This is a genomic window from Nannocystis pusilla (assembly GCF_020073745.1).
GTDB lineage: Bacteria > Myxococcota_A > Polyangia > Nannocystales > Nannocystaceae > Nannocystis > Nannocystis radixulma.
The window spans coordinates 174901-194802 of the sequence record NZ_JAIRAU010000048.1; the positions used below are offsets into that span (position 1 = coordinate 174901).

Here is a 19902-nt window from a genome sequence, read left to right on the forward strand (position 1 = left end):
AAATGAGCGCGGGCGGACAGATGTCCTTTCACGTGTCCGCCATCCGTGCTACAGTGCGTAGAATCGATGGGGGGTGGGTCTATGGCCGTGCGTCGTGTGGCGCTTGTCGTGTCGGCGCTGAGCTTCAGCGCAGGGTGCTACGTGGGGGCGGATGCACCCGCCGATGTTGTTTCCACCCGTGACGAGGAGTTCAACTCCGTTCACCTGAACAGCCCGGTGCTTCAGGGGCCGGTGCTGAACGGGCCGGTGCTGCAGGGCATCATCCTCGGTCCGGTGCTGAACGGGCCGGTGCTCAACGGCAACGTGCTCGAGGGGCCGTTGATGCAGGGGCCGGTGCTGAACGGCGTGAACCTGAACGGGCCGGTGCTCAACGGCCCGGTGCTGAACGGGCCGGTGCTCAACGGCTCGGAGTTCAGCGCCCAGGTGATCAAGAACGGCAAGAAGAAGTGGGCCAAGGGCACCGACTTCGTCGGGTCCCAGTGGGACTTGACCGTCGGGCAGGTGATCGACGGCCAGGAGGTCTTCGAGGACTACGTCCTGCGCATCGACAAGATCACCAAGTCGCCCGACCAGGACGACGTGTGGCTGTACGACGTCGTGCACCGGGCCAAGAACTCCAACCAGTGGAAGCCGCTGTGTCAGGACGGTCAGGGCCAGATGGTGTCGGCGATCCCGGTCGCCAACTACTGGAACCTCGAGACCGGCGACCGCGTCGACGACCCCAACGTGTTCGTGTGGGCCTGCACCAACGCCGTGATCGCCAAATGCGTGCTGTGGGGCTACCGCCCGTGGGCGACGGCCAAGCGCTGCAAGGACTACGAGAAGGGCAAGAACTGCAAGAAGATCTCGCTGCAGGACCACCACCAGGCCTGCACGCGCATGGCTCGCGCCGACTACTGCGGCAACGGCGAGCCGTGGACGGTGAACGGCACCGCGATCGACCTGTGGGACCACCTCACGCCGGCGGTCGAGGAGCGCGCGACGAACTGGTTCATCGAGGCCGAGTGGGACCCCGACGGGGCCACCTGCCTCCGCGACATCCGCCACCAGGAGTACAAGGAGCAGGGGCTCTACCCCAAGTGCTTCCAGGACGCGTGGGGCAACCCGAAGAAGGCGCCGAACGACTGCGGCTCGCTCAAGGACCACCGCGCGCTGCTCGTCAGCTCGTTCGACAAGTACAACGTCGGCCTGCCCGGCGAGAACCCGGGCGACGACGACGATGACGACGACGACGACGACGGCGGCGGCTGGGGTGGTCACGGCGGCCACGGCGGCCACGGCGGTCACGGCGGCCATGGCGGTCACGGTGGCCACGGTCACGGCGGTCACCACGGCCACGGGCACTGAAGCGGGCGCATCGCGCTTTACATCGCCCGGCGCGTGTGTTGCCGTCGGGCGATGACGGACGTCCCCGAGCTTCCTGCGTGGCTCGCCGCGTTGCTGCCGCTGCGGCGGAGCGTGAGCGCGCTGGCGGACGGCAGCCGGATCCACCGCATCGACCACGGCGATCCCGAGGCGCCCGTGGTGCTGATGCTGCACGGCAACCCGACCTGGAGCTTCCTGTGGCGCGAGGTGATCGCGCGTCTGCCGGAGCTCCGCTGCGTCGCGCCCGATCTGCTCGGGTTCGGGTTGTCGAGCCGGATCTCCCTGCACGAGCACGGCATCGATCGCCACGCCGACGCGCTCGCGGAGCTGGTGACGCGGCTCGAGCTGCGGCGCTTCGTGCTGGTGGGGCAGGACTGGGGCGGGCCGCTGGCGACGGCTCTCGGGGCGCGGTTGCCCGAGCGCGTGGTGGGAGTGGTGCTGGGGAACACGTCGGTGGTCGCGCCGACGCACCCGCGCGGGACGTGGTTCCACCGGTTCGCGCGCGTGCCGGTCGTCAGCGATGTGGTGTTCCGCGGCCTCGGATTCCCGCAGTTCGCCCTGTCGGCGGTGCAGGGCGATCGCGCGTCGATCCGGGGGCCGGTGTCTCGCGCCTACCGCTGGCCGCTGCGGCACCTGTCCGATCGCGCAGGTCCGCTGGCGCTCGCGCGCATGGTCCCCGGCAGCCTCGAGCACCCGAGCATGCCTGCCCTGCGGCGCGGCGAGGCGTGGCTGCACGCGTTCGTGGCCGGCGGAGGTCCGCTGGCGCTCGTGTGGGGCGAGCGCGACCCGATCCTCGGCCGGGGGCTCGCGCGTCACGTGCGGGCATTCCCGACGGCGACGGTGACGCGCACGCAGGCGGGGCACTTTTTACAGGAGGAGGTGCCCGCGGAGCTGGCGGCGGCGGTCCGCGACGTGGCTGGCCGATCGGGCATGCTCTGAAGCGAATGTCCCCATGGACATGTCATCGCATACCTGTGCTTTAGGACAGGTCGAGCGGCGCGTCGCCGACGTGTCGCGCGGCGGTCAGGCGTCGATGTGGCGGTGGGCGGTGATGACGCGGGTGAAGCGGCGGTCGAGGCCGTCGGCGTCGGGGACGTAGCAGGGGGCGAACTGGTCGAACAGCGCCTCGACCTCGGCGCGGACCGGCAGCTCGGGGTCCTGGGCGCCGCCGTCGACGTAGGCGGCGAAGAAGTCGTCGGCGTCGCGGGCCAGCGGGGTGCCGATCGCGGCCATGATCCGCAGGACCGCGCCGCGCTGCTCGGGGGGCAGCTGGGCGGGGTCGCCGAAGCGCAGGCCGGCGACGGCGTGCAGCGCCTGGGCGACGCCGGCGCTGATGTCGGCCTCCGGCAGGGCGTAGAACGAGGCCATGAGCTCGGCCTCGTCGCACCACACGAACAGGATGTGCGGCGGGAGGGCGAGCAGCTCCTGCTCGTCGCGGGCGACGAAGCTGCTCATGTCGAACTCGAGCGCGCGGGCGACCGGGGCGATCGCGGCGCCGATCGCCGCGTGCAGCGCCGCGTGGCCGTCGACGTCGCGGCGCGAGACGGCCCGCGTCGGGAAGGTCTGCTGCGAGAGCGCCTCGAGCTGGGCGAGCGTCAGCGGCACGCGGGGAGGATAGCGCGGCAGCACACGCGCGGGGCGGGCGAGTGCGCCCGCCGGGCCGCCGTTGCACGGGCGCAGGCGCGCCGCGATGGCTCGTTGTGCCCAGCGGGCGCGGCGCCGCGGTGAATCTGTCTTCATCGTCATGCGCGCGGGGCACGGATGGCCCAAGGGACACGTCATCAAGATGTCTCTTGGGGCATCTTTTAGAGATGTCCGGAGGGACATGTGGTGCGAGGCTCAGAGGAGCTCGTCGGCGAGGGCGTCGGGGGCGGCGCGGCCGAGGTCGACGAGGGCGGCCAGGGCCGCGCTGCTGCCCTGATAGAAGGCCTCCTCGAACAGCGGCAGGCCGGCGACGTCGGCGGCGCAGGGGCGGACGCGGTCGATCGGGGCGCGGGCGCGTGCGAGCGCCGGGCCGAACAGGAGGCCGGGGACGGGGCGGATCATCGCGTGACCCCAGCGGGTGATCGAGACGCTGGTGATCTCGCCGGCGATGCCGGGGTGCATGGCCGAAAGGGCAGCCACCACGTGGTCCGACCAGCGTGAAAGATCGGCGGAGAGGAGGCGCCGGCGCTGGACCGCGAGCTCGGCGGGGCCGTCGCCGCACAATGGTTCGTAGTAGGTGAGGACGGCGCCGGGGCGGCGCGCGTCGGCGGGCTCGCCGTGGGTGGCGACGACGTAGCCGAGGCTCGGGCCGGCGAGCGGGACGTTGTCCCACGCCAGGCGTGCTCCGAGCCCCCGCGGAGCGGTGCGCACCTCGACGCTGGCGACCAGCCACGGCGCGTAGGTCAGGGCGCCCGGCGCGAGCGGATCGGCGGCGAGCAGGCGCGTGAGGACGAAGCGCGGGGCGGCCCACAAGATCGCCCGGGCGTGCACGCGCAGGCGCCGGCCGTCGCCGGGGCGATGGACGAGGAGCTCGCCGGCCGCGGGATCGACGGCGACGACGGCGGCGCCGCGGTGCAGGCGATCGCCGAGGCCGGCGCGATCGAGCATGCCGCGGACGAGGCGCGCGTTGCCCTCGGGCCAGGTGAGGAGGAAGCCGCCGCGGGTCTCCTCGAGGCCGCGGGCGAGGAAGTGATGCAGACCGGCGAAGGCCGAGGTCTGGGCGAGGGTGCAGCCGTAGTCGTCGCGGCAGGCGTAGTCGACGGCCCAGCGCAGGCGGGCGCTGGTGAAGCCGAGATCGTCGAGGTAGTCGGCGAACGAGACGGCGTCGAGGTGGCGCAGCTCGGCGCTGCTGCGGCTCACGGGGATGGCGAAGAGGGGTCGGCCGTCGCTGCCGCGGCGGCCGTCGAGGTGGCGCAGGTGGTCGTGCCAGCGGGTCCACTGCGCGGCCTCGTCGGCGGTCTCGCCGGCCGCGGGGTAGAGGCCCTCGTACCAGCGACCGCGGCCGAAGTGGCGCTCGAGCGGCGCGGCGGCGATCGCCGAGGGGGCGTACTCGGGGCGGCCGTGGCGGTCGCGGCCGAGGATGATGCCGAGGTCGGCGAGCAGGCGCTCGAGCGCGGGGCAGCCGGGCGGCGGGGTCGGGAGGTAGTGGGCGCCGAGCGGGTGGCGCGAGCGGGGCAGCTCGCCGCCGCGGGCGGTGCCGCCGACGTCGTCCTCGAGCTCGAACAGGTGGACGTCGGCGAGGCCGGCCCGGCGCAGGCGCCAGGCGGCGGCGCTGCCGGCCACGCCCGCGCCGACGATCGCGACGTCGGTGTGGATGGTCTCGTGGACAGGTCCTTCGCGCCATGTCCCTTCACGCAGGTGATGGCCGCGCTCGGGCTCGGGGCCGACGAACTCGACGGCGGGCGGGGCGGGCTGGCCGGGGCCGCAGGTCGCGGCGGCGGCGACCGTGCCGGCGGCGCCGCCGAGGAAGCCGCGGCGGTTCACGCGGGGCCTTCCGCGCGGGCGAGCCCGCCGCTCACCCGCGGCCTCCGCGGCCGGGCAGGGCGCGCAGGTCCTCCTCGTAGTAGTGGACGAGGAGCTGGTCGTTGAGGCGGTTGTAGTCGACGTCGGGCGGCTGCTGGTCGCGCGGGAACACGAACAGGGTCGGCAGGAGGGCGTCGTCGAGGAAGCGCAGCGGGACGTCGGCGAGGCGGGTCGGCTCGGGGCGCGGGGCGGGCGAGACGAGGACGAAGCCCCAGTCGCCGAACGACGGCACGTGGGCGTGGTAGGGGCGCGGGTGCAGCTCGGCGGCGGCGAGCGTCTTGACCACGCACCAGAACGAGCGCGGGGCCAGGTACGGCGAGGTCGCCTGGATCACGCCGACGCCGGAGGGGGCGAGGGCGCGGCGCAGCAGGCGGTAGAACGAGGCGGTGTACAGCTTGCCGAGCGAGAAGTTGTTGGGGTCGGGCAGGTCGACGACGGCGACGTCGTAGGACTCGCTGGTCGATCGGACATGCTCTTCGAGCCAGCGCATGGCGTCGGCGTTGTGCACGTGGACGCGCGGGTCGGTCAGGCTGGCGCGGTTGATCCGGACCAGCAGCGGGTCGCGGCCGAACAGGCGCGTCATGCCGGGGTCGAGGTCGACGAGGTCGATGCGCTCGAGGCCGGGGTACTTCAACAGTTCGCGCACGGCGAGGCCGTCGCCGCCGCCGAGGACGAGGGCGCGGCGCGGCGCGGCGCCGGCGAGGGCGGGGTGGACCAGGGCCTCGTGGTAGCGGTGCTCGTCGCTGCTGGCGAACTGCAGGTTGCCGTCGATGTAGAGGCGGATGTCTTCGCCGCTGCGGGTGATCGTGAGGCGCTGGTAGGCGGTCTTCTCGGAGAAGATGACGGGGGCGTCGTAGAGCTCGCGCTCGGCCAGGCGCTCGAGCCGACCGCCGAACAGGAGGCCGGCGGCGAGCGCGGCGCAGACCAGCAGCGCCTGCGTCAGGGCGGCGCGCGGGCGCGCCAGGTGCTCGCGGAACACGCGGGCGCAGGCGAGCGCGACGACGGCGTTGAACAGGCCGCACAGCAGGCTGGCGCGCACCAGGCCGAGGTGGGGCAGCAGCGCCAGCGGGAACAGCAGGCTGGCCAGCAGCGCGCCGACGTAGTCGAACGCGAGCACGCGCGCGACCGTGTCCTTCAGCTCCTGGCCCTCGCCGACGATCCGCATGAGCAGCGGGATCTCGAGGCCGACCATGGTGCCGACGATCACGAGGATCGAGAACAGCAGCGGGCGCACGCTGGCGAGGTAGGCGTAGCCGTAGAACAGGGCCACGGCCGACAGGCCGCCGACCACGGCGATCACCAGCTGCACGGCGATGAAGCGGGCGTGCAGGTCCTTGACCACGAACTTGCTCAGCCACGAGCCGAGGCCCATCGCGCTGAGGTACACGCCGATGACGAGGCTCCACTGGGTGACGCTGTCGCCCAGCAGGTAGCTGGCCATGGTCGCGGCGATCAGCTCGTAGACGAGGCCGCAGGTGGCGACCACCAGCACCGAGGCGAGCAGCAGGCGGGTCCCTGGCGCGGCGGACATGTCACTTGCCGCCGTGGTAGCCGCCGCCGAGCCACACGAACGCGGCGCGCCCGCGCACGGTGCCGTCGGGGTCGCGCTCGACCTTGCCGCGCTCGGGCTCGCCGACCAACAAGAAGCCGGTGCGGGCGCCGAGCAGCAGCAGCAGCAGGACGGCGGCGGAGCAGATCCAGTAGGTCGTTCGGAACATGGTCAAAGGCTCATGGTCGAATAATCATGTGGCGTGGTCGCTGTTCTGCCAGCGTTTGCGCTCGCGGCGACGGCCGAGCATCCAGGCGAGCAGCGGGAAGCCGAGGATGACGGGCACGGGCAGCGCGGCGTAGCGGGTCAGCCACACGTCCTCGCGCAGGCGCAGGCTGTAGGTGTCGGGGCTGCGCGGGCCGAAGCCGGACAGGCCGAGGCCGAGGGGGTCGTCGAGCGAGCTGGTGTCGCGCTCGGGGGTGACCTGCAGCAGGTAGCGGCCGCCGGCCACGCGCCCGAGGATCCGGTCGACCTGGCGGTCGCCCTCGAACCACGACTCGCCGTCCTCGAAGCCGTGGTAGCTGCTGGCCTCGAGGCCGAGGCCGATCGCGTCCTCGCCGTCGACCGGGATCAGCACGACCTCGGCGAAGGCCCACGAGTTGTCGAGCGGGTAGGCGGTGAACGAGACCTCGACCGTGGTGTAGGCGCCGGGCTCGCCGATCGTGACCTCCTGCGCGAGCGCGCTGTCGAAGCGGAGGTCGGTGGCGAGGAACACCTCGCGCTCGCTGCAGCGGCCGGCGACGTACTGCACGGCGAAGTACCAGGCGATCATCAGGCCGAGGCACGACAGCCACAACGGGCGCGACTGCTCGGCCCAGGGGTTGGGCGCGAGCATGCCGACGCCCTTCTGCCTCGGCGGCTTGTCGGGGCGCTCGAAGGCGCGCCAGACTTCGTCGGCGTCGAGGTGGCGCATGGCGGTGCGGGTCAGCTCGACGCCGTCGCGCCCGTCGACCTCCTCGATCGAGATGCCGCGCGGCGGGGCGACGAAGTCGTCGATGTGGGCGACGTCGCCGACCTGGACCTGCCACGGGAACTCGCCCTCGGCGTAGGTGACGTGGGCGTCGGCGCCGGAGAAGTGGCGGTAGCGGCGGCCGCGGTGCTCGATCGCGTGTCGCTCGCCGTCGACGACCCGCGGCGCGCCGGGAATGACCTGCCCCAAAGACCAGTGGCCGTCCTGGATCGAGTGGGTCAGGTAGCGGTAGCCGCGGTACGGGTTGTAGAGGAGGAACTCCTGCCAGTCCCAGCGCGGGTGGAGGATCCTCCGCCAGGCGATGCCGACGATCTCCCAGGTGGCGCCGTCGAGGCGGCCGCGGGCGTGCAGCGGCAGGACCGAGGGCTGGTGGGCGCGCGCGGCCCGGAAGATCAGGGCCAGCGCGCCGCTGTCCTCGGGCCGCAGGAGGCTGCCGCAGGCCGGGCAGACGACCCGCTGGATCGCCCCGAAGCCGCGCAGGGCGATCGGGCCGCCGCACGCGGGGCACTGCACCGCCTCGGTCCGCGCCTCGTCGCGGAACAGCCGCTGCGGCGCCGCCTCAGTCACGCCAGCCCTCGAATCTGCGCAGGCGGTCGAGGCCGAGCTCGGCCAGCTCGACGGCGCGGCCGACGAAGACGTCGGGCCGCGTGTGGTAGGGGTCGACGCCGTAGTCGAGGGTGACGAACCCGTCGTCGGGCCCGGCGAGGTCGACGGCGAAGAAGGTCAGCCCCGGCTCGGCGGCGAACGGCAGGCAGCCCTCGGCGCCCTGGTAGCGCGCGGCCCGCTTGTCGACGACCATGTACGAAGCGCCATGTACTTCGTGCCATGTCCCGATGGCCATGTTGTAATAGGTGGGGATGGCGGCGAGCGCGGGGCCGGGGCGGGTGACGGCGAAGTTGCCCTGGAAGTCGGCCAGCCAGCCGGGGCCGTCGGCGAATTGCAAGAACCACTCGCTCCAGGCGCCGCGGGCGTAGCGGAGCTGCAGGCGGCCGACGATCTCGAAGCCGCGGCCGGCGAAGCTGCCCCTGGCGCCGAGCAGCACCGGGCTGCCGTCGTCGACGATCGCCGAGACCTTGCCGAGCAGGCGCACGTCGAGGCCCGTGCGGACGACGGTGCTGCCGCAGTGCTCGCACACCAGCGAGACGGCGGTGCCGCGGAACGGCGCCGGAGCCCCGCACTGCGGGCACGACACCTGGCGCTCGCGCTCCATACGCGCGGCCATGGTGCCACTTCCACCGGCGCGGCACAAAGGGACCCGCGGGCGCTCGCGGCCGCGCGGGCGCGAGCTCGCGGCGCGACCTGCCGGCGACCGGCGAGTGATGCCGCCTGTGCTTGGAGCAGGCGGGGCGGGCGCGGCCGCAGGCGATGCCGTCGCAACGGCGAGGACGCGCGGAGGTCCGACCGGGCGGATTCGGGAGCAGGTCGGGTGCCCGTGACAGCGGTTCGGCCGCAGGCTCGGAGGTGGCGGCTCTGCGTAAACCTGTCCTTCGAGACATGTTGATTTGCCTGGTGATAGGGACATGTCCGAAAGTCGAGACGGCGATCTGGCGCGACATGGCTTGCGGACCGTCGGTCAGGTGAAGCGGGCCAGTCAGGTCCGCATGCGCGGGTGCCTTCGCCCGCGGGCGAAAATGCGCTAGGGTCGCGTGTCATGGCTTTCCGTGGCTTTCTCTCGCTCGCCGCCGCCGCGGCGCTGGTCCTGACCGCTTGCCCGCCGACGCCCGGCGAGACGGCGACCGACCCGCAGACCGACACGATGAGCGCACCGACGACGGGGACGACCGCGTCGCCGATGATGGCGACGACGACCACGGGCTCGAGCAGCGAGCCGACCACCGGGGGGCCGCAGGCCAAGCGCTGCGAGTCGCGCTGCGACAGCGACCGCGAGTGCCGGATCGGCGGCGAGGACCTCGGGTTCCGCTGCATCGACGGGCTGTGTCTGTTCCCGGCCTGCACCAGCGACGCGCAGTGCCTGGCGGACCTCAGCGGCTGGCAGACGCCGTGCGCGACGCAGGCCGAGTGCAAGGCCGAGGAGGCGTGCGTGGCGGTCGCGGACGGGGGCCGCTGCGCGCTGCGGCCGGGGACGTTCGCCTGCGCCGACTTCGGGCTGGTCGAGCTGACGCTGCCGCTCGCCGACAGCGAGCGCGAGGTGACGGTGTGCGGGCAGGCCAGCGCGACGTGCGAGGCGGGGGTGTGTCAGAGCCCGTGCACCGGCGACGAGGCGTGCCCGCCCCAGCTGGGGCACCCGTTCTGCGACGCGCCGGCGGGCCAGTGCGTGTGCCAGGTCGACCAGGACTGCCTCGATTCGGGGCTGCCGGGGTACGTGCAGTGCGTCGACGGGCGCTGCGGCTGCGCGGCCGACAGCGACTGCGCGGGCGGCAAGAACGTCGACACCTGCTACGAGGGGATCTGCGGCTGCTCGTCCGACGCGACCTGCACGGCGATGGTGTTCGACGGGGCGCCGCTGTCCTGCCAGTGAGCGGGCGCGCTGCGGGACTCGCGCGGGCGATGATTTCGCGGTACCCTCCGCGGCGTGTCGACGCACGACCCTGCCATCGCCATCGTCGGCCCCGGCAACGTCGGGTCCGCCATCGCCCGCCGGCTGCTCGCCGCCGGCTTCTCGAAGGGGACCCTCGGCGTGCGCGCCGGCTCGAAGATCCACCTCGCGCTGGTCGGCGGCCAGGGGCGCGACGTCGCGTTCAAGCTGCTGCGTCGAGGATGACCGATCGCGCATGTCGAGCGAGACAGGTTCTTCGGTACATGCCCCGGAGGTCAGGGCGGCCTTCGCCCGCCTGCGCAATTTCCTCGCCGGCCGCCTGGTCGGGGCGACCCGCGACGCGGCGCTGCTCGACGAGCTGCTGCGCTGCGTGTTCTGCCGGGCGCTGACGGTCCGCAGCGGCGAGGTCGCGCCGCTCGAGGCGGGCCCGCTGCTGGCGTTCTACCGGGCCCAGCTGGCGCGCCTGAAGGCGCTGATCCCCGACGTGTTCGCCGCCGAGGCGCAGATCGGGCTCGACGCGGCGACGCTCGCCGAGGTCGACCGCGAGCTGCGCGGGCTCGACCTCGACGACCCGCGCTGCGACCCGATCGGCGACGCCTACGAGGTGTTCACCGCCTCGGCGACGCGCGGAGTCGAGGGCCAGTTCTTCACCCCGCAGACGGCGGTGCGCATGCTGGTCGACCTGGTCGACCCGCGTCCCGGCGAGACGGTGATCGACCCGGCCTGCGGCGCGGGCGGGTTCCTCAGCCACACGGCGCGCCGGCTGGTGGCCCGCGGGGTCGCGCCGGCCGCGGTGGCCCGCGCGGTGGTCGGGATCGACAAGGACCGCTACCTCGCCGGGCTGGCGCGTGCGCACGTCGGCCTGGTGACGATGGCGCCGGCGCGGATCCTGTGCGGCGACGCGCTGGCCTGGCAGGCCGAGGACGGCGGGCCGCTGCCCGGCGAGGTGCTCGGCGGGTTCGACGTCGTGCTCGCCAACCCGCCGTTCGGGGCCAAGATCGTCGCGGCCTCGGCCGAGGTGCAGCAGACGTTCGCGCTCGGCCACGTGTGGCGCCGCGGCGCCGACGACCGCTGGGAGCGCACGCCCCGGCTGCAGCGCGGGGTCTCGCCGCAGGTGCTGTTCGTCGAGCGCCTGCTGTCGCTGGCCCGCCCGGGCGGCCGCATCGGTTTGGTCGTGCCCGAGAGCCTGGTCTCCGGCAAGTCGTATCGACATGTCGTTCAGTACATGTGCGAACAGGCAGATCTGCGCGCGGTCATCGGCATGCCCGAGGAGTTGTTCAAGACGTCGGGCAAGGGCGGGACGCACACCAAGGTGTGCCTGATCCTGCTGACCCGCCGCGAGCCGGCCCGCGCGGACACGCGGCCGACGATCTTCATGGCCGAGGCGGCGTGGTGCGGCAAGGACAGCCGCGGCCGCGCGATCGCCCGCGACGAGCTGCCGGAGATCGGGGCCCGCTACCGCCAGCACACGTCCGGCGAGCTGCAGGCGGCCAGCCGCCTCGGCCACGCGGTCGCGCCCGAGGAGGTGCGCGGCAACGTGCTGGCGCCGCGCTACTACGACCCGGCGGTCGCGGCCACGCTGTCGAGCCTGCGGCGCACGCACGAGCTGGTGTCGGTGCAGCAGCTGGTCGACGACGGGATCCTCGGCATCACCAGCGGCCACGAGGTCGGCAAGCTGGCCTACGGCGGCGGCGACGTGCCGTTCGTGCGCACCTCCGACCTGTCCAACTGGGAGCTCAAGCTCGACCCCAAGCACTGCGTCGGCGAGGCGGTGTACGAGTCGCTGCGCGCCAAGCAGGACGTGCGCGCCGGCGACATCCTCATGGTCCGCGACGGCACCTACCTGATCGGCACCTGCGCCTTCATCACCGAGCACGACACGCGCATCGTGTTCCAGAGCCACATCCTGAAGCTGCGGGTGCGCCGGCCCGAGCTGCTGTCGCCGTACCTGCTGCTGGCGGTGCTCGGCTCGGAGCCGGTGCGGCGGCAGATCGAGGCCAAGCGGTTCACGCAGGACATCATCGACTCGCTCGGCGACCGCGTCGGCGAGCTGATTTTGCCGCTGCCGCGCGACCCCGCGGCGCGGGCCCGCATCGCGGCGATGGTCGAGGCGTCGATCCGCGAGCGCGTGGCCAGCCGCGAGCGCGCGCGCGCGGCCTGCCTCGAGGTCGCTCGCGTCGATTAGCGCGACGAGCGCGTCGCTCAGCCGAACAGGACGCCGCGCATCGAGATCGAGCCGAGGTCGAAGCCGGGGTTGAAGAACCGCGGGCTCTCGGCCTCGCCGGCGGCGCCGACGGTGTAGAGCAGGGGCAGGTAGTGGTCGATGCTCGGGTGGTTCTGGCGCCCGAGCGCGGTCTCGGGGGCGCGCGCGAGGAAGTCGTGGTCCCGCCGCTCGACCGCGTGCGCGATGTCGGCGTCGAACTTCAGGGCCCACTCCTGCAGCGACGTATCGCCGCTCTGGGCGTGCTGCATCGCCGCCCGCAGGTTGTGCGTGATGTTGCCGCTGGCGAGGATCAGCACCCCTTCCTCGCGCAGCGGCGCGAGCGCGCGGCCGATCTCGAGGTGCCCGGCCGGCGGGCGCTGGTGGTCGATGCTGAGCTGCAGCACCGGCACGTCGGCGGCCGGACGCATGTGGTGGAGGACGGTCCAGGTGCCGTGGTCGAGGCCCCAGTCGGCGCGGGGGGCGGCGTCGACGGCGGTCAGGAGCTCGCACACCCGGCGCGCGACCTCGTCGCTGCCGCGCGCGGGGTACTGGATCTCGAACAACCGGCGTGGGAAGCCGCCGAAGTCGTGAATCGTGGGTGGGTCGCCGCCGGCGGTCACGAACGTGCCGCGGGTGTACCAGTGGGCCGAGACGGCGAGGATCGCTCGCGGAGTCGGCAACGCGGCCCCGAGATCGTTGAACGTCCGCGTCCAGGCATTGTCGAGGATGACGTTCATCGGCGACCCGTGGCCGACGAACAGGACGGGCATGGTGGGCATGGCGACTCCTGGGGACCGGTTATGTTACCCCGCGCGCACCCGGACAAGCCCGACGCGGGCAACGCACTGTTGCACCGGTGAGACGATCCACGAGCCCTCGACGCAGCGCGAAGCTCGGGCTAGCGTCGGTCCAGATGCGCGCGCCAGACGGCTGCCCCCGCGTCGTTCACACCGACGCGGTCGTCATACCGTTCATCCGCGACGCCGAGGCGGCGTCGTTGTGCGGCCATGAGCCGGCCGCGAGCCTCGTGGTCTTCTATCCCGACGCGCAGCGGTTGTGTGAATTCACCGGCGGCGCGGTGCGGGTGTCGCTCGTGCCCGACGTCGGCCCCGTCGATCCCGAGGGCCTCCACGGCACCGGCCTCGGCGAAGAGGTGGAGATCCTCGCCGGCGCGCCCGACAGCCCGCTGTGGCTGCGGATCTGCGAGCCGCTCGGGCGCTCGACGAAGATGCTGCCGCTGTCGGGGCAGCGGCGCATGCCGTGGGCGCTCGGGCGCACCGCGACCGGCTACGCGTTGGCCGACGGGTCGGTGCTCGCGCTCGAGACCGAGGCGTGGCGCAGCGCGTCGCAGCTGGTGATCGCCCACCCGAGCGGCCGCGTCGAGCGGCGCGCCCTGGCCGAGACCGGCACGATCCGCGGCGGCTGGTTGTTCGGCGCGATCGCCGAGGCCACGGTGCTGCGGATGTTCGCGCGCCGCGTCGACGCGACCGGCGTCGGCCCGCGCGTCGACCTCGGCCTGGTGCCGGCGACCTCGCCCGGCGTGTACCCGTGTCAATTCCACCTGCGCAGCGCCGGCGACGCGGCGTTCCTGGCGATCGAGATCTCCCACGGGCCCGAGCCGCCGCAGGTGGCGACGAGCTTCCTCCGCGACGGTCGCTGGTCGCCGCTGGCGCTGCACACGATCGACAGCCTCGACCTGCGGGTCGCGTACACGCGCGGGGTGGGGCGGGTCCTGTGGAAGGACGACAACATGTTCTCGGGGACAGGTTCGCGCGACATCGCGGCGTTGACCGCCTGGCCCGAGGGCACCGTGCGCGTCGAGCGGCACCCGCCGCTGCCGGCCAGCGAGTACCTCGACTTCGAGGTGCTGCCGCTCGGCGACGGCGTGCTCGCGCTGTCGCTCGACGGCGAGGTCGGCCTGACCGCGCGCCTGTCGCCGCTCGCCGAGCTGGGGCGGGCGCCGGACCGGGTGCTCGTCGAGCTGCCCGACGGGTTGTGGTCGTTCACGGCGCACGCGCGCGGCGAGCACGCGATCGTGGTGCTCCACGAGTCCGAGCGCCGCTGCGAGTACGCGGTGCGCATCGACGCCGACGGGGAGACGAGCGCGGTGACGCCGGTGTGGCTGGGTTCGCGGGGCGCGACGAGCGACCGGTGAGCGCCGCGACGAAGACCGATGAGTCCGGGCCGCTCGCGCGGTCTACACGGCGGAGGTTGTCATGACTGGTTCGTCCGCCGCTGCTCTCGTCCCCGCCGAGTTCCCCGTGCGCCTGCTGGCGCGGGGGCTCGACGTCCTCGTCCTCGCCGCCGTCGACGTCGGCCTCGGCCGCCTGATGGGCTACGGCTTCGACTGGCTGCTGGTCGGTTCGGCGGTCGTCTACTTCTACTTCAGCCTGCTCGACGCGCTGGCCGGGGCGACGCTCGGCAAGCTCGTCCTGGGCCTGCGGGTCCTCGGCCCCGACGGCGGCCGACCCACGCTGCGGCAGTCGCTGCGCCGCGAGGCCTTCACGTTGGTCGGATCGATCCCCTTCATCGGGCCGATCCTCGCGCTCGCCGCCTGGGTCGTGATCGCCAGGACGATCCGCGAGAGCCCGTCGCGACGGGGCAAGCACGACGAGCTCGCCGGCGGCACGCGGGTGGTGCAGCTCCAGGCGGGCTGATCGCCGAAAGCGAGAACGGCCTCGAAGATGACTCTTCGAGGCCGTTCTCGTGGCTCGGACAGCAGGACTTGAACCTGCGACCCGCGGATTAACAGTCCGCTGCTCTACCGACTGAGCTATGTCCGAATGAACGCGGACCTTGTGGGCCCGAGGCGAGCGTGTGTACTCGATCCCCCGGGACGGCGTCAAGCAGCAACCTCGGCCGGGGTGTGAGCTCTTCCACGAAGCTCGGGACGTCGTGGCGGCTCGTCGGTGGTTCGCGGTCTTGCGCCTCGGGGCGGCGGGGCCGCCGGGGAGAGGGCGCCCCAGGTTCTTTCACAAACCCGTCGAAGGGGGCTTGACACTCCATGGGGCTGGTATATTCTCCGCCTCCCCTCGCCACTGGCGCGGGGCCACAACCTGAACCAACCGGCGGAGTACCGTCCCCTGGACGATGTTCTGCACGATATGCGGGAGTAGCTCAGTTGGTAGAGCACGACCTTGCCAAGGTCGGGGTCGCGAGTTCGAGTCTCGTCTCCCGCTCAGCGATGAAAGCCCCGTCACTTCCGGTGACGGGGCTTTCGACTTTGGTCCCGGCCGCGTCCGCGGGGGGCATCGGGGTGATGCGGGCCATGAGCCTCGGGTCGCGACCTGCTCGCCGGCCGCGTGCGTGCAGGGGCTCCGGCGGCGAAGCGGCGTCCGGGCTCGCGCGCGCCGGCGGGGAATAGATGGCGGCTTGCGCAGTTTGCAAAACCCGCCTAACGTTTCGCCGCGCTCCGTGTCTCCCGTGTTCTCCAGCTTCTTGCGCTGTCTCCTGGTGCTCAGCCTGTGGCTGAGCGCAGGCGTGGCAGCCTCGAGCGCGGAGGCCGCCGTTGGGGGCACGCCCGATCTGCGCAGCGACATCCACCTCCGGCTGGTCGAGCTGCTCGGCGCTGCAGAGTTCTGCGGCGGCGAGGACGACCCGGAGGCCGAGGTCCTGTGCGGAGGCGATCTCCTCGCCGACCTGGTCGTCGACCCGTCGGTCCTCAAGTTGTCGCGCGGCTCCTGCTCGCGCCTGCTCGAGGTCCTGTTCAAGCGGGCGGTGTGTGACCCCACCGACGAGACCTGCGGCAAGCTCCAGCGCGGCGGACTGCCGGCGCGCCCGCCACCCGACCTGCTCGGGCCCGGGTCCAGCGCCGCCGTTGCCGCGCTCCTGCGCGACGAGTGGTCGCCGCGGCGCACGACCCTGGGGTCGGCGCGCCCGCGCGACGACCCGCCGCTCCTGTCCCGAACGACCTGTCCCGAAGCACCCCCGCCTCGCATCGCGCCCGCGTAGTCCGCTCGGGCCGACCGGAGGTCTTGGGTCGCGCCCGAGAGGCCGCAGGTGCCTCGTGCACCTGCACGCGGGAGCCGGCGCTGCGCGCCTCGGCGGCGCCCTCCGGGTGTTCGAGACGGTCCTCTCATGCGTGTTCCCCATCTCTGGCTCGGCCAGGTCGCGTTCGGCCTGGCGCTGAGCAACGCAGCCTGCGAGTGCTCGCCGGCCGCGACCGAAGAAGCACAACCGGCCATCGCGCCGATCGCCGCGTCGTCGCTGCGCCACCGCGTCGACCTCGGCCCCGACGAGCACGCGCTCGGGGGCGCCGAGCCGCTGGTCACGATCGTGGTCTTCTCCGACTACGCGTGTCCGCCGTGCGCGCGGGTGTGGAAGGTCCTCGAGCACCTGGTCGAGGACTACGGCGACGACCTCCGGGTGGTGTTCCGCAGCCAGACCTTGCCCGGCTTCGGTGACGGCGAGCGCGCCGCCGAGGCCGCGCTCGCGGCGGGGGCGCAGGGCCAGTTCTGGCCGATGCACCGCCGGCTCTACGACACGACGCAGTTCGACCGCGCGGCGCTCAAGGCGAGCGCCGAGGCGCTCGGGCTCGACGTGCCGCGCTTCCTCGACGACTTCGATGCGGGTGTGTTCTCGGGCACGCGGATCCGCCACCGCCGCGAGGCGGTGTCGCTCGGGATCTACTTCAGCCCGGTGGCGCTGGTGAACGGCCGGGCGGTGGTCGGCTTCCGCGACGAGGCGGCCTGGCACGCGCTCATCGACGAGGAGATCCTCGCCGCGCAGGCCCGCCTGCGCCAGGGCACCGCGCGCGCCGATCTCTACGCCGCGATCATGGCCGACGCCGTGGTCGCCCCGATCGAGGTCGACGAGGCGACCGCGAAGCAGCGGCGCGTCCTCGCCGAGCGGTTCAAGGCGGCGGAGGGACCGCCGCCGCAGCGCGCCGAGGCGGGCAAGCGCTACGCGGTCGACGCCGGCGACGCGCCGACCGTGGGCCCGGCCGACGCGCCGGTCCTGCTGGTCGCGTTCATGGACTTCGAGTGCCCGTTCTGTCGCAAGGCCGCGACCGAGGGCATCGCCGAGCTGCGGCGGCGCTACCCGGACGACCTCCGGATCGCCTACCGCCAGCTTCCGCTGCCGATCCACGCCTCGGCCGACAGCGCCGCGCGGGCGGTGGTCGCCGCCGATCGCCAGGACCAGTTCTGGGCCTACGCCGAGCGCCTGTTCGCGGCGCCGCGGCTGGGCCGGCGCACCTACGCCGAGATCGCCCGCGAGCTCGGCCTCGACGAGGCCCGCTTCCTCGCCGACCTCGACAGCGCCGAGGTCGCCCAGGTCGTCCGCGACGACCTCGTGTACGCCCGCAGGCTCGGGCTCGACGCCACCCCGGCGTTCTTCGTCAACGGCCGTTACATCGACGGCTTCCGCGGCACCGAGGCGCTCGCCGCCGAGGTCGCGGCCGAGCTCGCGCACGCGCAGGAGCGGATCACCGCCGGCGCGCCGCGCGGCGCCGTCGTGCGCGCGATCCTCGACGCGGAGGCGATCCCTCCGACCGAGTTCCCCAGCGCCGATCTGCAGCAATGACGCGCATCACAGCAAATTCCAAGATGTCCTTCGCGACATGAATTTCGTGACATGTTCCTTCAACCACCCAACCATCTAAAGACACAGAGCCCCATGAAACGCATCAGCCTCCCCGTGTTCCTGGTCTCGGCCCTCGCCCTGGCCGCCACTCCTCTCACTGGTTGCACCGGCAACCGCGGCGGCAAGCAGGACGAAGCCGCGACGAGCGCCGGTCCGGCCGCCGGCGGCGGCGGGCTGGTCACGATGGACCAGGTCGACGACTCGCTCAACGCCAAGATCCAGGGCGAGCGGTTCCGGGTCACCTACACCGACAAGGACCAGATGAAGGGCGCCGCCGACCCGCTGGTCACGATCGTCGAGTTCAGCGACTTCCAGTGCCCGTTCTGCTCGAAGTTCACCGACATGCTGAACGAGCTGATCAAGGACCCGGCGTACGCCAACGACGTGCGCGTGGTGTTCAAGCAGTACCCGCTGCCGATGCACAAGGACGCGGCGATGGGCTCGGAGGCGGCGCTGGCGGCCGGTGAGCAGGGCAAGTTCTGGGAGATGCACGACATCCTCTTCAAGAACCAGAAGGCGATGACGCGCGCCGACGTCGAGAAGTACGCCGAGGAGCTGAAGCTCGACATGGCCAAGTTCAAGGCCACGCTCGACGCCAAGACCTACCAGGCGCAGGTCAACGAGGACATGGCGCTCGGCAAGAAGTTCGGCGTGCGCGGCACCCCGAGCTTCTTCATCAACGGCAAGTGGCAGCGCGGCGCCCCGCGCACGATCGACGGCCTGAAGAAGCTGGTCGACGAGGAGAAGGCCGCGGCCGAGCAGCTGATCAAGGACGGCAGCAAGCGCAGCGAGGTGTACGCGCGCATCATGAAGGCCGCCAAGGACGAGCGGAAGGAGCCGCCGCCGGAGAACAAGCCGAAGGTCGGCGAGCCCGACCCGGCGGTCAACTACGCGGTGCCGGTCGACGGCCGCCCGGCGTTCGGCCCGGCCGACGCGCTGGTCACGGTGATCGAGTTCAGCGACTTCCAGTGCCCGTTCTGCAACCGCGTCACGCCGACGCTCAAGCAGATCAAGGAGAAGTACCCCAACGACGTGCGCGTGGTGTTCCGCCAGCTGCCGCTCGGCTTCCACGACCGCGCCCGCCCGGCCGCCAAGGCCGCGCTGGCCGCCGCGCAGCAGGGCAAGTTCTGGGAGATGCACGACCTCCTGTTCGCCAACCAGAAGGCGCTCAGCGACGCCGACTTCGAGGGCTACGCGCGCCAGATCGCCGGCCTCGACTTCGACCAGTGGAAGAAGGACCTGGCCGACCCGAAGCTCGAGCAGATGATCAAGGAGGACGAGCAGACGGCGCAGAAGTTCGGCTCGAACGGCACGCCGGCGTTCTACGTCAACGGCCGCCACCTCTCGGGCGCGCAGCCGTTCGAGGCGTTCCAGAAGCTGATCGACGAGGAGAAGGTCAAGGCCGAGAAGTTCCTGGCCGAGAAGAAGCCGGCCAAGGACAAGCTGTACGACGAGATGATCAAGGGCTTCGAGACCGAGCTGAAGGTCCCGCCGCCGCCGCCGCCGGCCGACTTCAAGCGCCGCGAGGTCAGCACCAAGGGCCTGGCGGGCAAGGGCAACCTCAAGAACCCGAAGATCACGGTCGTCGAGTGCTCGGACTTCGACTGCCCGTTCTGCAAGCGCGGCGCCGACACGGTGGCGCAGATCGTCAAGGAGTACGGCGACAAGGTCGCGATCTACTTCCGCAACTACCCGCTGCCGATGCACAAGATGGCCGAGCCGGCCCACCGCGCCGGCATCGCCGCGCAGAACCAGGGCAAGTTCTGGGAGATGCACGACCTCCTGTTCGCCGACAAGACCAAGCGCGCCGACGAGGACTTCAAGGCCTACGCGCAGCAGCTCGGGCTCGACCTGGTCAAGTTCGAGCGCGACTACAACGACCCCGCGACCGCGCAGCGCGTCAAGGACGACATGGCGGAGTGCAGCAAGATGGAGGTGCGCGGCGCGCCGGGCTTCCTCATCAACGGTCGCCTGCTGAGCGGCGCCCAGCCCTTCGACCGCTTCAAGATGGTGTTCGAGGAGGAGCTGAACGGCGGCTTCGAGGCGACGCAGAAGAAGGAGAAGGAGGCCGCGGCCAAGGGCGGCGCGCCGGCCAAGGCGCCGGCCCCGGCCCCGGCGGGCAAGTGAGTCTGGTCGCCGGGCCAGGCCTCGCCTGGCCGTGAAGGACGGCCCGGCCCCGCGCGCGCGACGGGGCCGGGCTCACCCGAACGAGTTTGCATCGCGCGCTA

The 19902-nt window shown here is 72.4% G+C and carries 17 protein-coding genes and 2 tRNA genes; 11 read left to right on the top strand and 8 right to left on the bottom strand.

All coding sequences use genetic code 11. The features are described 5' to 3' along the window. Positions 1-96: 96 nt before the first annotated feature. Both K7C98_RS35755 and K7C98_RS35760 read left to right on the top strand, forming a co-directional pair. Positions 97-1347, top strand: coding sequence for an ADYC domain-containing protein (locus K7C98_RS35755; protein WP_224196354.1), 1251 nt, complete (start codon positions 97-99; stop codon positions 1345-1347). A gap of 51 nt (positions 1348-1398) precedes the next feature. Next, on the top strand, positions 1399-2304 hold the full coding sequence (locus tag K7C98_RS35760; protein WP_224196355.1) for an alpha/beta fold hydrolase: 906 nt from the start codon (positions 1399-1401) through the stop codon (positions 2302-2304). Positions 2305-2388: 84 nt separating this feature from the next. Here K7C98_RS35760 and K7C98_RS35765 read toward each other — a convergent pair whose 3' ends face one another. The 6 genes from K7C98_RS35765 to K7C98_RS35790 all read right to left on the bottom strand — a co-directional run bounded on the left by K7C98_RS35765 (position 2389) and on the right by K7C98_RS35790 (position 8613). Continuing rightward, on the bottom strand, positions 2389-2970 hold the full coding sequence (locus K7C98_RS35765; RefSeq protein ID WP_224196356.1) for a hypothetical protein: 582 nt from the start codon (positions 2968-2970) through the stop codon (positions 2389-2391). A gap of 234 nt (positions 2971-3204) precedes the next feature. Then, the gene (locus K7C98_RS35770; protein ID WP_224196357.1) at positions 3205-4833 is read right to left on the bottom strand and encodes an NAD(P)-binding protein; all 1629 of its coding nucleotides are present in this window, start codon (positions 4831-4833) and stop codon (positions 3205-3207) included. 31 nt (positions 4834-4864) lie between these two features. Continuing rightward, positions 4865-6403: a polyamine aminopropyltransferase gene (locus K7C98_RS35775; RefSeq protein WP_224196358.1), complete on the bottom strand. Its 1539-nt coding sequence runs from the start codon at positions 6401-6403 to the stop codon at positions 4865-4867. A gap of 1 nt (position 6404) precedes the next feature. Beyond that, positions 6405-6590 carry a hypothetical protein gene (locus tag K7C98_RS35780; RefSeq protein ID WP_224196359.1) on the bottom strand — a complete coding sequence of 62 codons (186 nt, stop codon included), beginning with the start codon at positions 6588-6590 and terminating at the stop codon, positions 6405-6407. A gap of 24 nt (positions 6591-6614) precedes the next feature. After that, positions 6615-7958, bottom strand: a complete 1344-nt coding sequence (locus K7C98_RS35785) for a DUF4178 domain-containing protein (protein WP_224196360.1) — start codon at positions 7956-7958, stop codon at positions 6615-6617. Next, positions 7951-8613 (bottom strand): DUF4178 domain-containing protein, encoded by a 663-nt coding sequence (locus tag K7C98_RS35790; RefSeq protein WP_224196361.1) that lies wholly within the window; start codon positions 8611-8613, stop codon positions 7951-7953. The genes K7C98_RS35785 and K7C98_RS35790 overlap by 8 nt, the downstream gene beginning before the upstream one ends. Positions 8614-9042: 429 nt before the next feature. On the opposite strand from K7C98_RS35790, the gene K7C98_RS35795 reads away from it, so the two are divergent. The 3 genes from K7C98_RS35795 to K7C98_RS35805 are packed head-to-tail and all read left to right on the top strand — an operon-like array spanning position 9043 to position 12073. Beyond that, positions 9043-9870: a hypothetical protein gene (locus tag K7C98_RS35795; RefSeq protein ID WP_224196362.1), complete on the top strand. Its 828-nt coding sequence runs from the start codon at positions 9043-9045 to the stop codon at positions 9868-9870. Between the two features lie 54 nt (positions 9871-9924). Beyond that, a complete protein-coding gene (locus tag K7C98_RS35800) occupies positions 9925-10113 on the top strand; it encodes a hypothetical protein (protein WP_224196363.1) in 189 nt (62 codons plus the stop codon). A gap of 10 nt (positions 10114-10123) precedes the next feature. Next, positions 10124-12073 carry an N-6 DNA methylase gene (locus K7C98_RS35805; protein WP_224196364.1) on the top strand — a complete coding sequence of 650 codons (1950 nt, stop codon included), beginning with the start codon at positions 10124-10126 and terminating at the stop codon, positions 12071-12073. Between the two features lie 17 nt (positions 12074-12090). Here K7C98_RS35805 and ygiD read toward each other — a convergent pair whose 3' ends face one another. Next, positions 12091-12870, bottom strand: a complete 780-nt coding sequence (gene ygiD / locus K7C98_RS35810; RefSeq protein WP_224196365.1) for a 4,5-DOPA dioxygenase extradiol — start codon at positions 12868-12870, stop codon at positions 12091-12093. Positions 12871-13004: 134 nt separating this feature from the next. Between ygiD and K7C98_RS35815 the strand changes: the two genes are divergently transcribed. Next, positions 13005-14246, top strand: coding sequence for a hypothetical protein (locus tag K7C98_RS35815; RefSeq protein ID WP_224196366.1), 1242 nt, complete (start codon positions 13005-13007; stop codon positions 14244-14246). 61 nt (positions 14247-14307) lie between these two features. Continuing rightward, complete coding sequence (locus tag K7C98_RS35820; protein ID WP_224196367.1) at positions 14308-14748, top strand: RDD family protein; 441 nt, start codon at positions 14308-14310, stop codon at positions 14746-14748. Positions 14749-14798: 50 nt separating this feature from the next. On the opposite strand, the gene K7C98_RS35825 is transcribed toward K7C98_RS35820, so the two are convergent. Then, positions 14799-14874: transfer RNA gene (locus K7C98_RS35825), tRNA-Asn, on the bottom strand. A gap of 323 nt (positions 14875-15197) precedes the next feature. Here K7C98_RS35825 and K7C98_RS35830 point away from each other — a divergent pair. The 4 genes from K7C98_RS35830 to K7C98_RS35845 all read left to right on the top strand — a co-directional run bounded on the left by K7C98_RS35830 (position 15198) and on the right by K7C98_RS35845 (position 19801). Then, positions 15198-15270, top strand: a tRNA-Gly gene (locus tag K7C98_RS35830). A 235-nt stretch (positions 15271-15505) separates the two neighbouring features. Beyond that, complete coding sequence (locus K7C98_RS35835) at positions 15506-16042, top strand: hypothetical protein (protein WP_224196368.1); 537 nt, start codon at positions 15506-15508, stop codon at positions 16040-16042. 126 nt (positions 16043-16168) lie between these two features. Then, positions 16169-17614, top strand: coding sequence for a DsbA family protein (locus tag K7C98_RS35840; RefSeq protein ID WP_224196369.1), 1446 nt, complete (start codon positions 16169-16171; stop codon positions 17612-17614). 93 nt (positions 17615-17707) lie between these two features. Beyond that, complete coding sequence (locus K7C98_RS35845; RefSeq protein ID WP_224196370.1) at positions 17708-19801, top strand: DsbA family protein; 2094 nt, start codon at positions 17708-17710, stop codon at positions 19799-19801. The last annotated feature ends 101 nt before the right edge of the window (positions 19802-19902 follow it).

Coding starts and splice junctions, on each gene's coding strand:
- K7C98_RS35760 (WP_224196355.1), top strand. CDS start 1,399: ATGACGGACGTCCCCGAGCTTCCTGCGTGGCTCGCCGCGTTGCTGCCG.
- K7C98_RS35775 (WP_224196358.1), bottom strand. CDS start 6,403: ATGTCCGCCGCGCCAGGGACCCGCCTGCTGCTCGCCTCGGTGCTGGTG.
- K7C98_RS35780 (WP_224196359.1), bottom strand. CDS start 6,590: ATGTTCCGAACGACCTACTGGATCTGCTCCGCCGCCGTCCTGCTGCTG.
- K7C98_RS35790 (WP_224196361.1), bottom strand. CDS start 8,613: ATGGCCGCGCGTATGGAGCGCGAGCGCCAGGTGTCGTGCCCGCAGTGC.
- K7C98_RS35795 (WP_224196362.1), top strand. CDS start 9,043: ATGGCTTTCCGTGGCTTTCTCTCGCTCGCCGCCGCCGCGGCGCTGGTC.
- K7C98_RS35805 (WP_224196364.1), top strand. CDS start 10,124: ATGTCGAGCGAGACAGGTTCTTCGGTACATGCCCCGGAGGTCAGGGCG.
- ygiD (WP_224196365.1), bottom strand. CDS start 12,870: ATGCCCACCATGCCCGTCCTGTTCGTCGGCCACGGGTCGCCGATGAAC.
- K7C98_RS35815 (WP_224196366.1), top strand. CDS start 13,005: ATGCGCGCGCCAGACGGCTGCCCCCGCGTCGTTCACACCGACGCGGTC.
- K7C98_RS35820 (WP_224196367.1), top strand. CDS start 14,308: ATGACTGGTTCGTCCGCCGCTGCTCTCGTCCCCGCCGAGTTCCCCGTG.
- K7C98_RS35840 (WP_224196369.1), top strand. CDS start 16,169: ATGCGTGTTCCCCATCTCTGGCTCGGCCAGGTCGCGTTCGGCCTGGCG.
- K7C98_RS35845 (WP_224196370.1), top strand. CDS start 17,708: ATGAAACGCATCAGCCTCCCCGTGTTCCTGGTCTCGGCCCTCGCCCTG.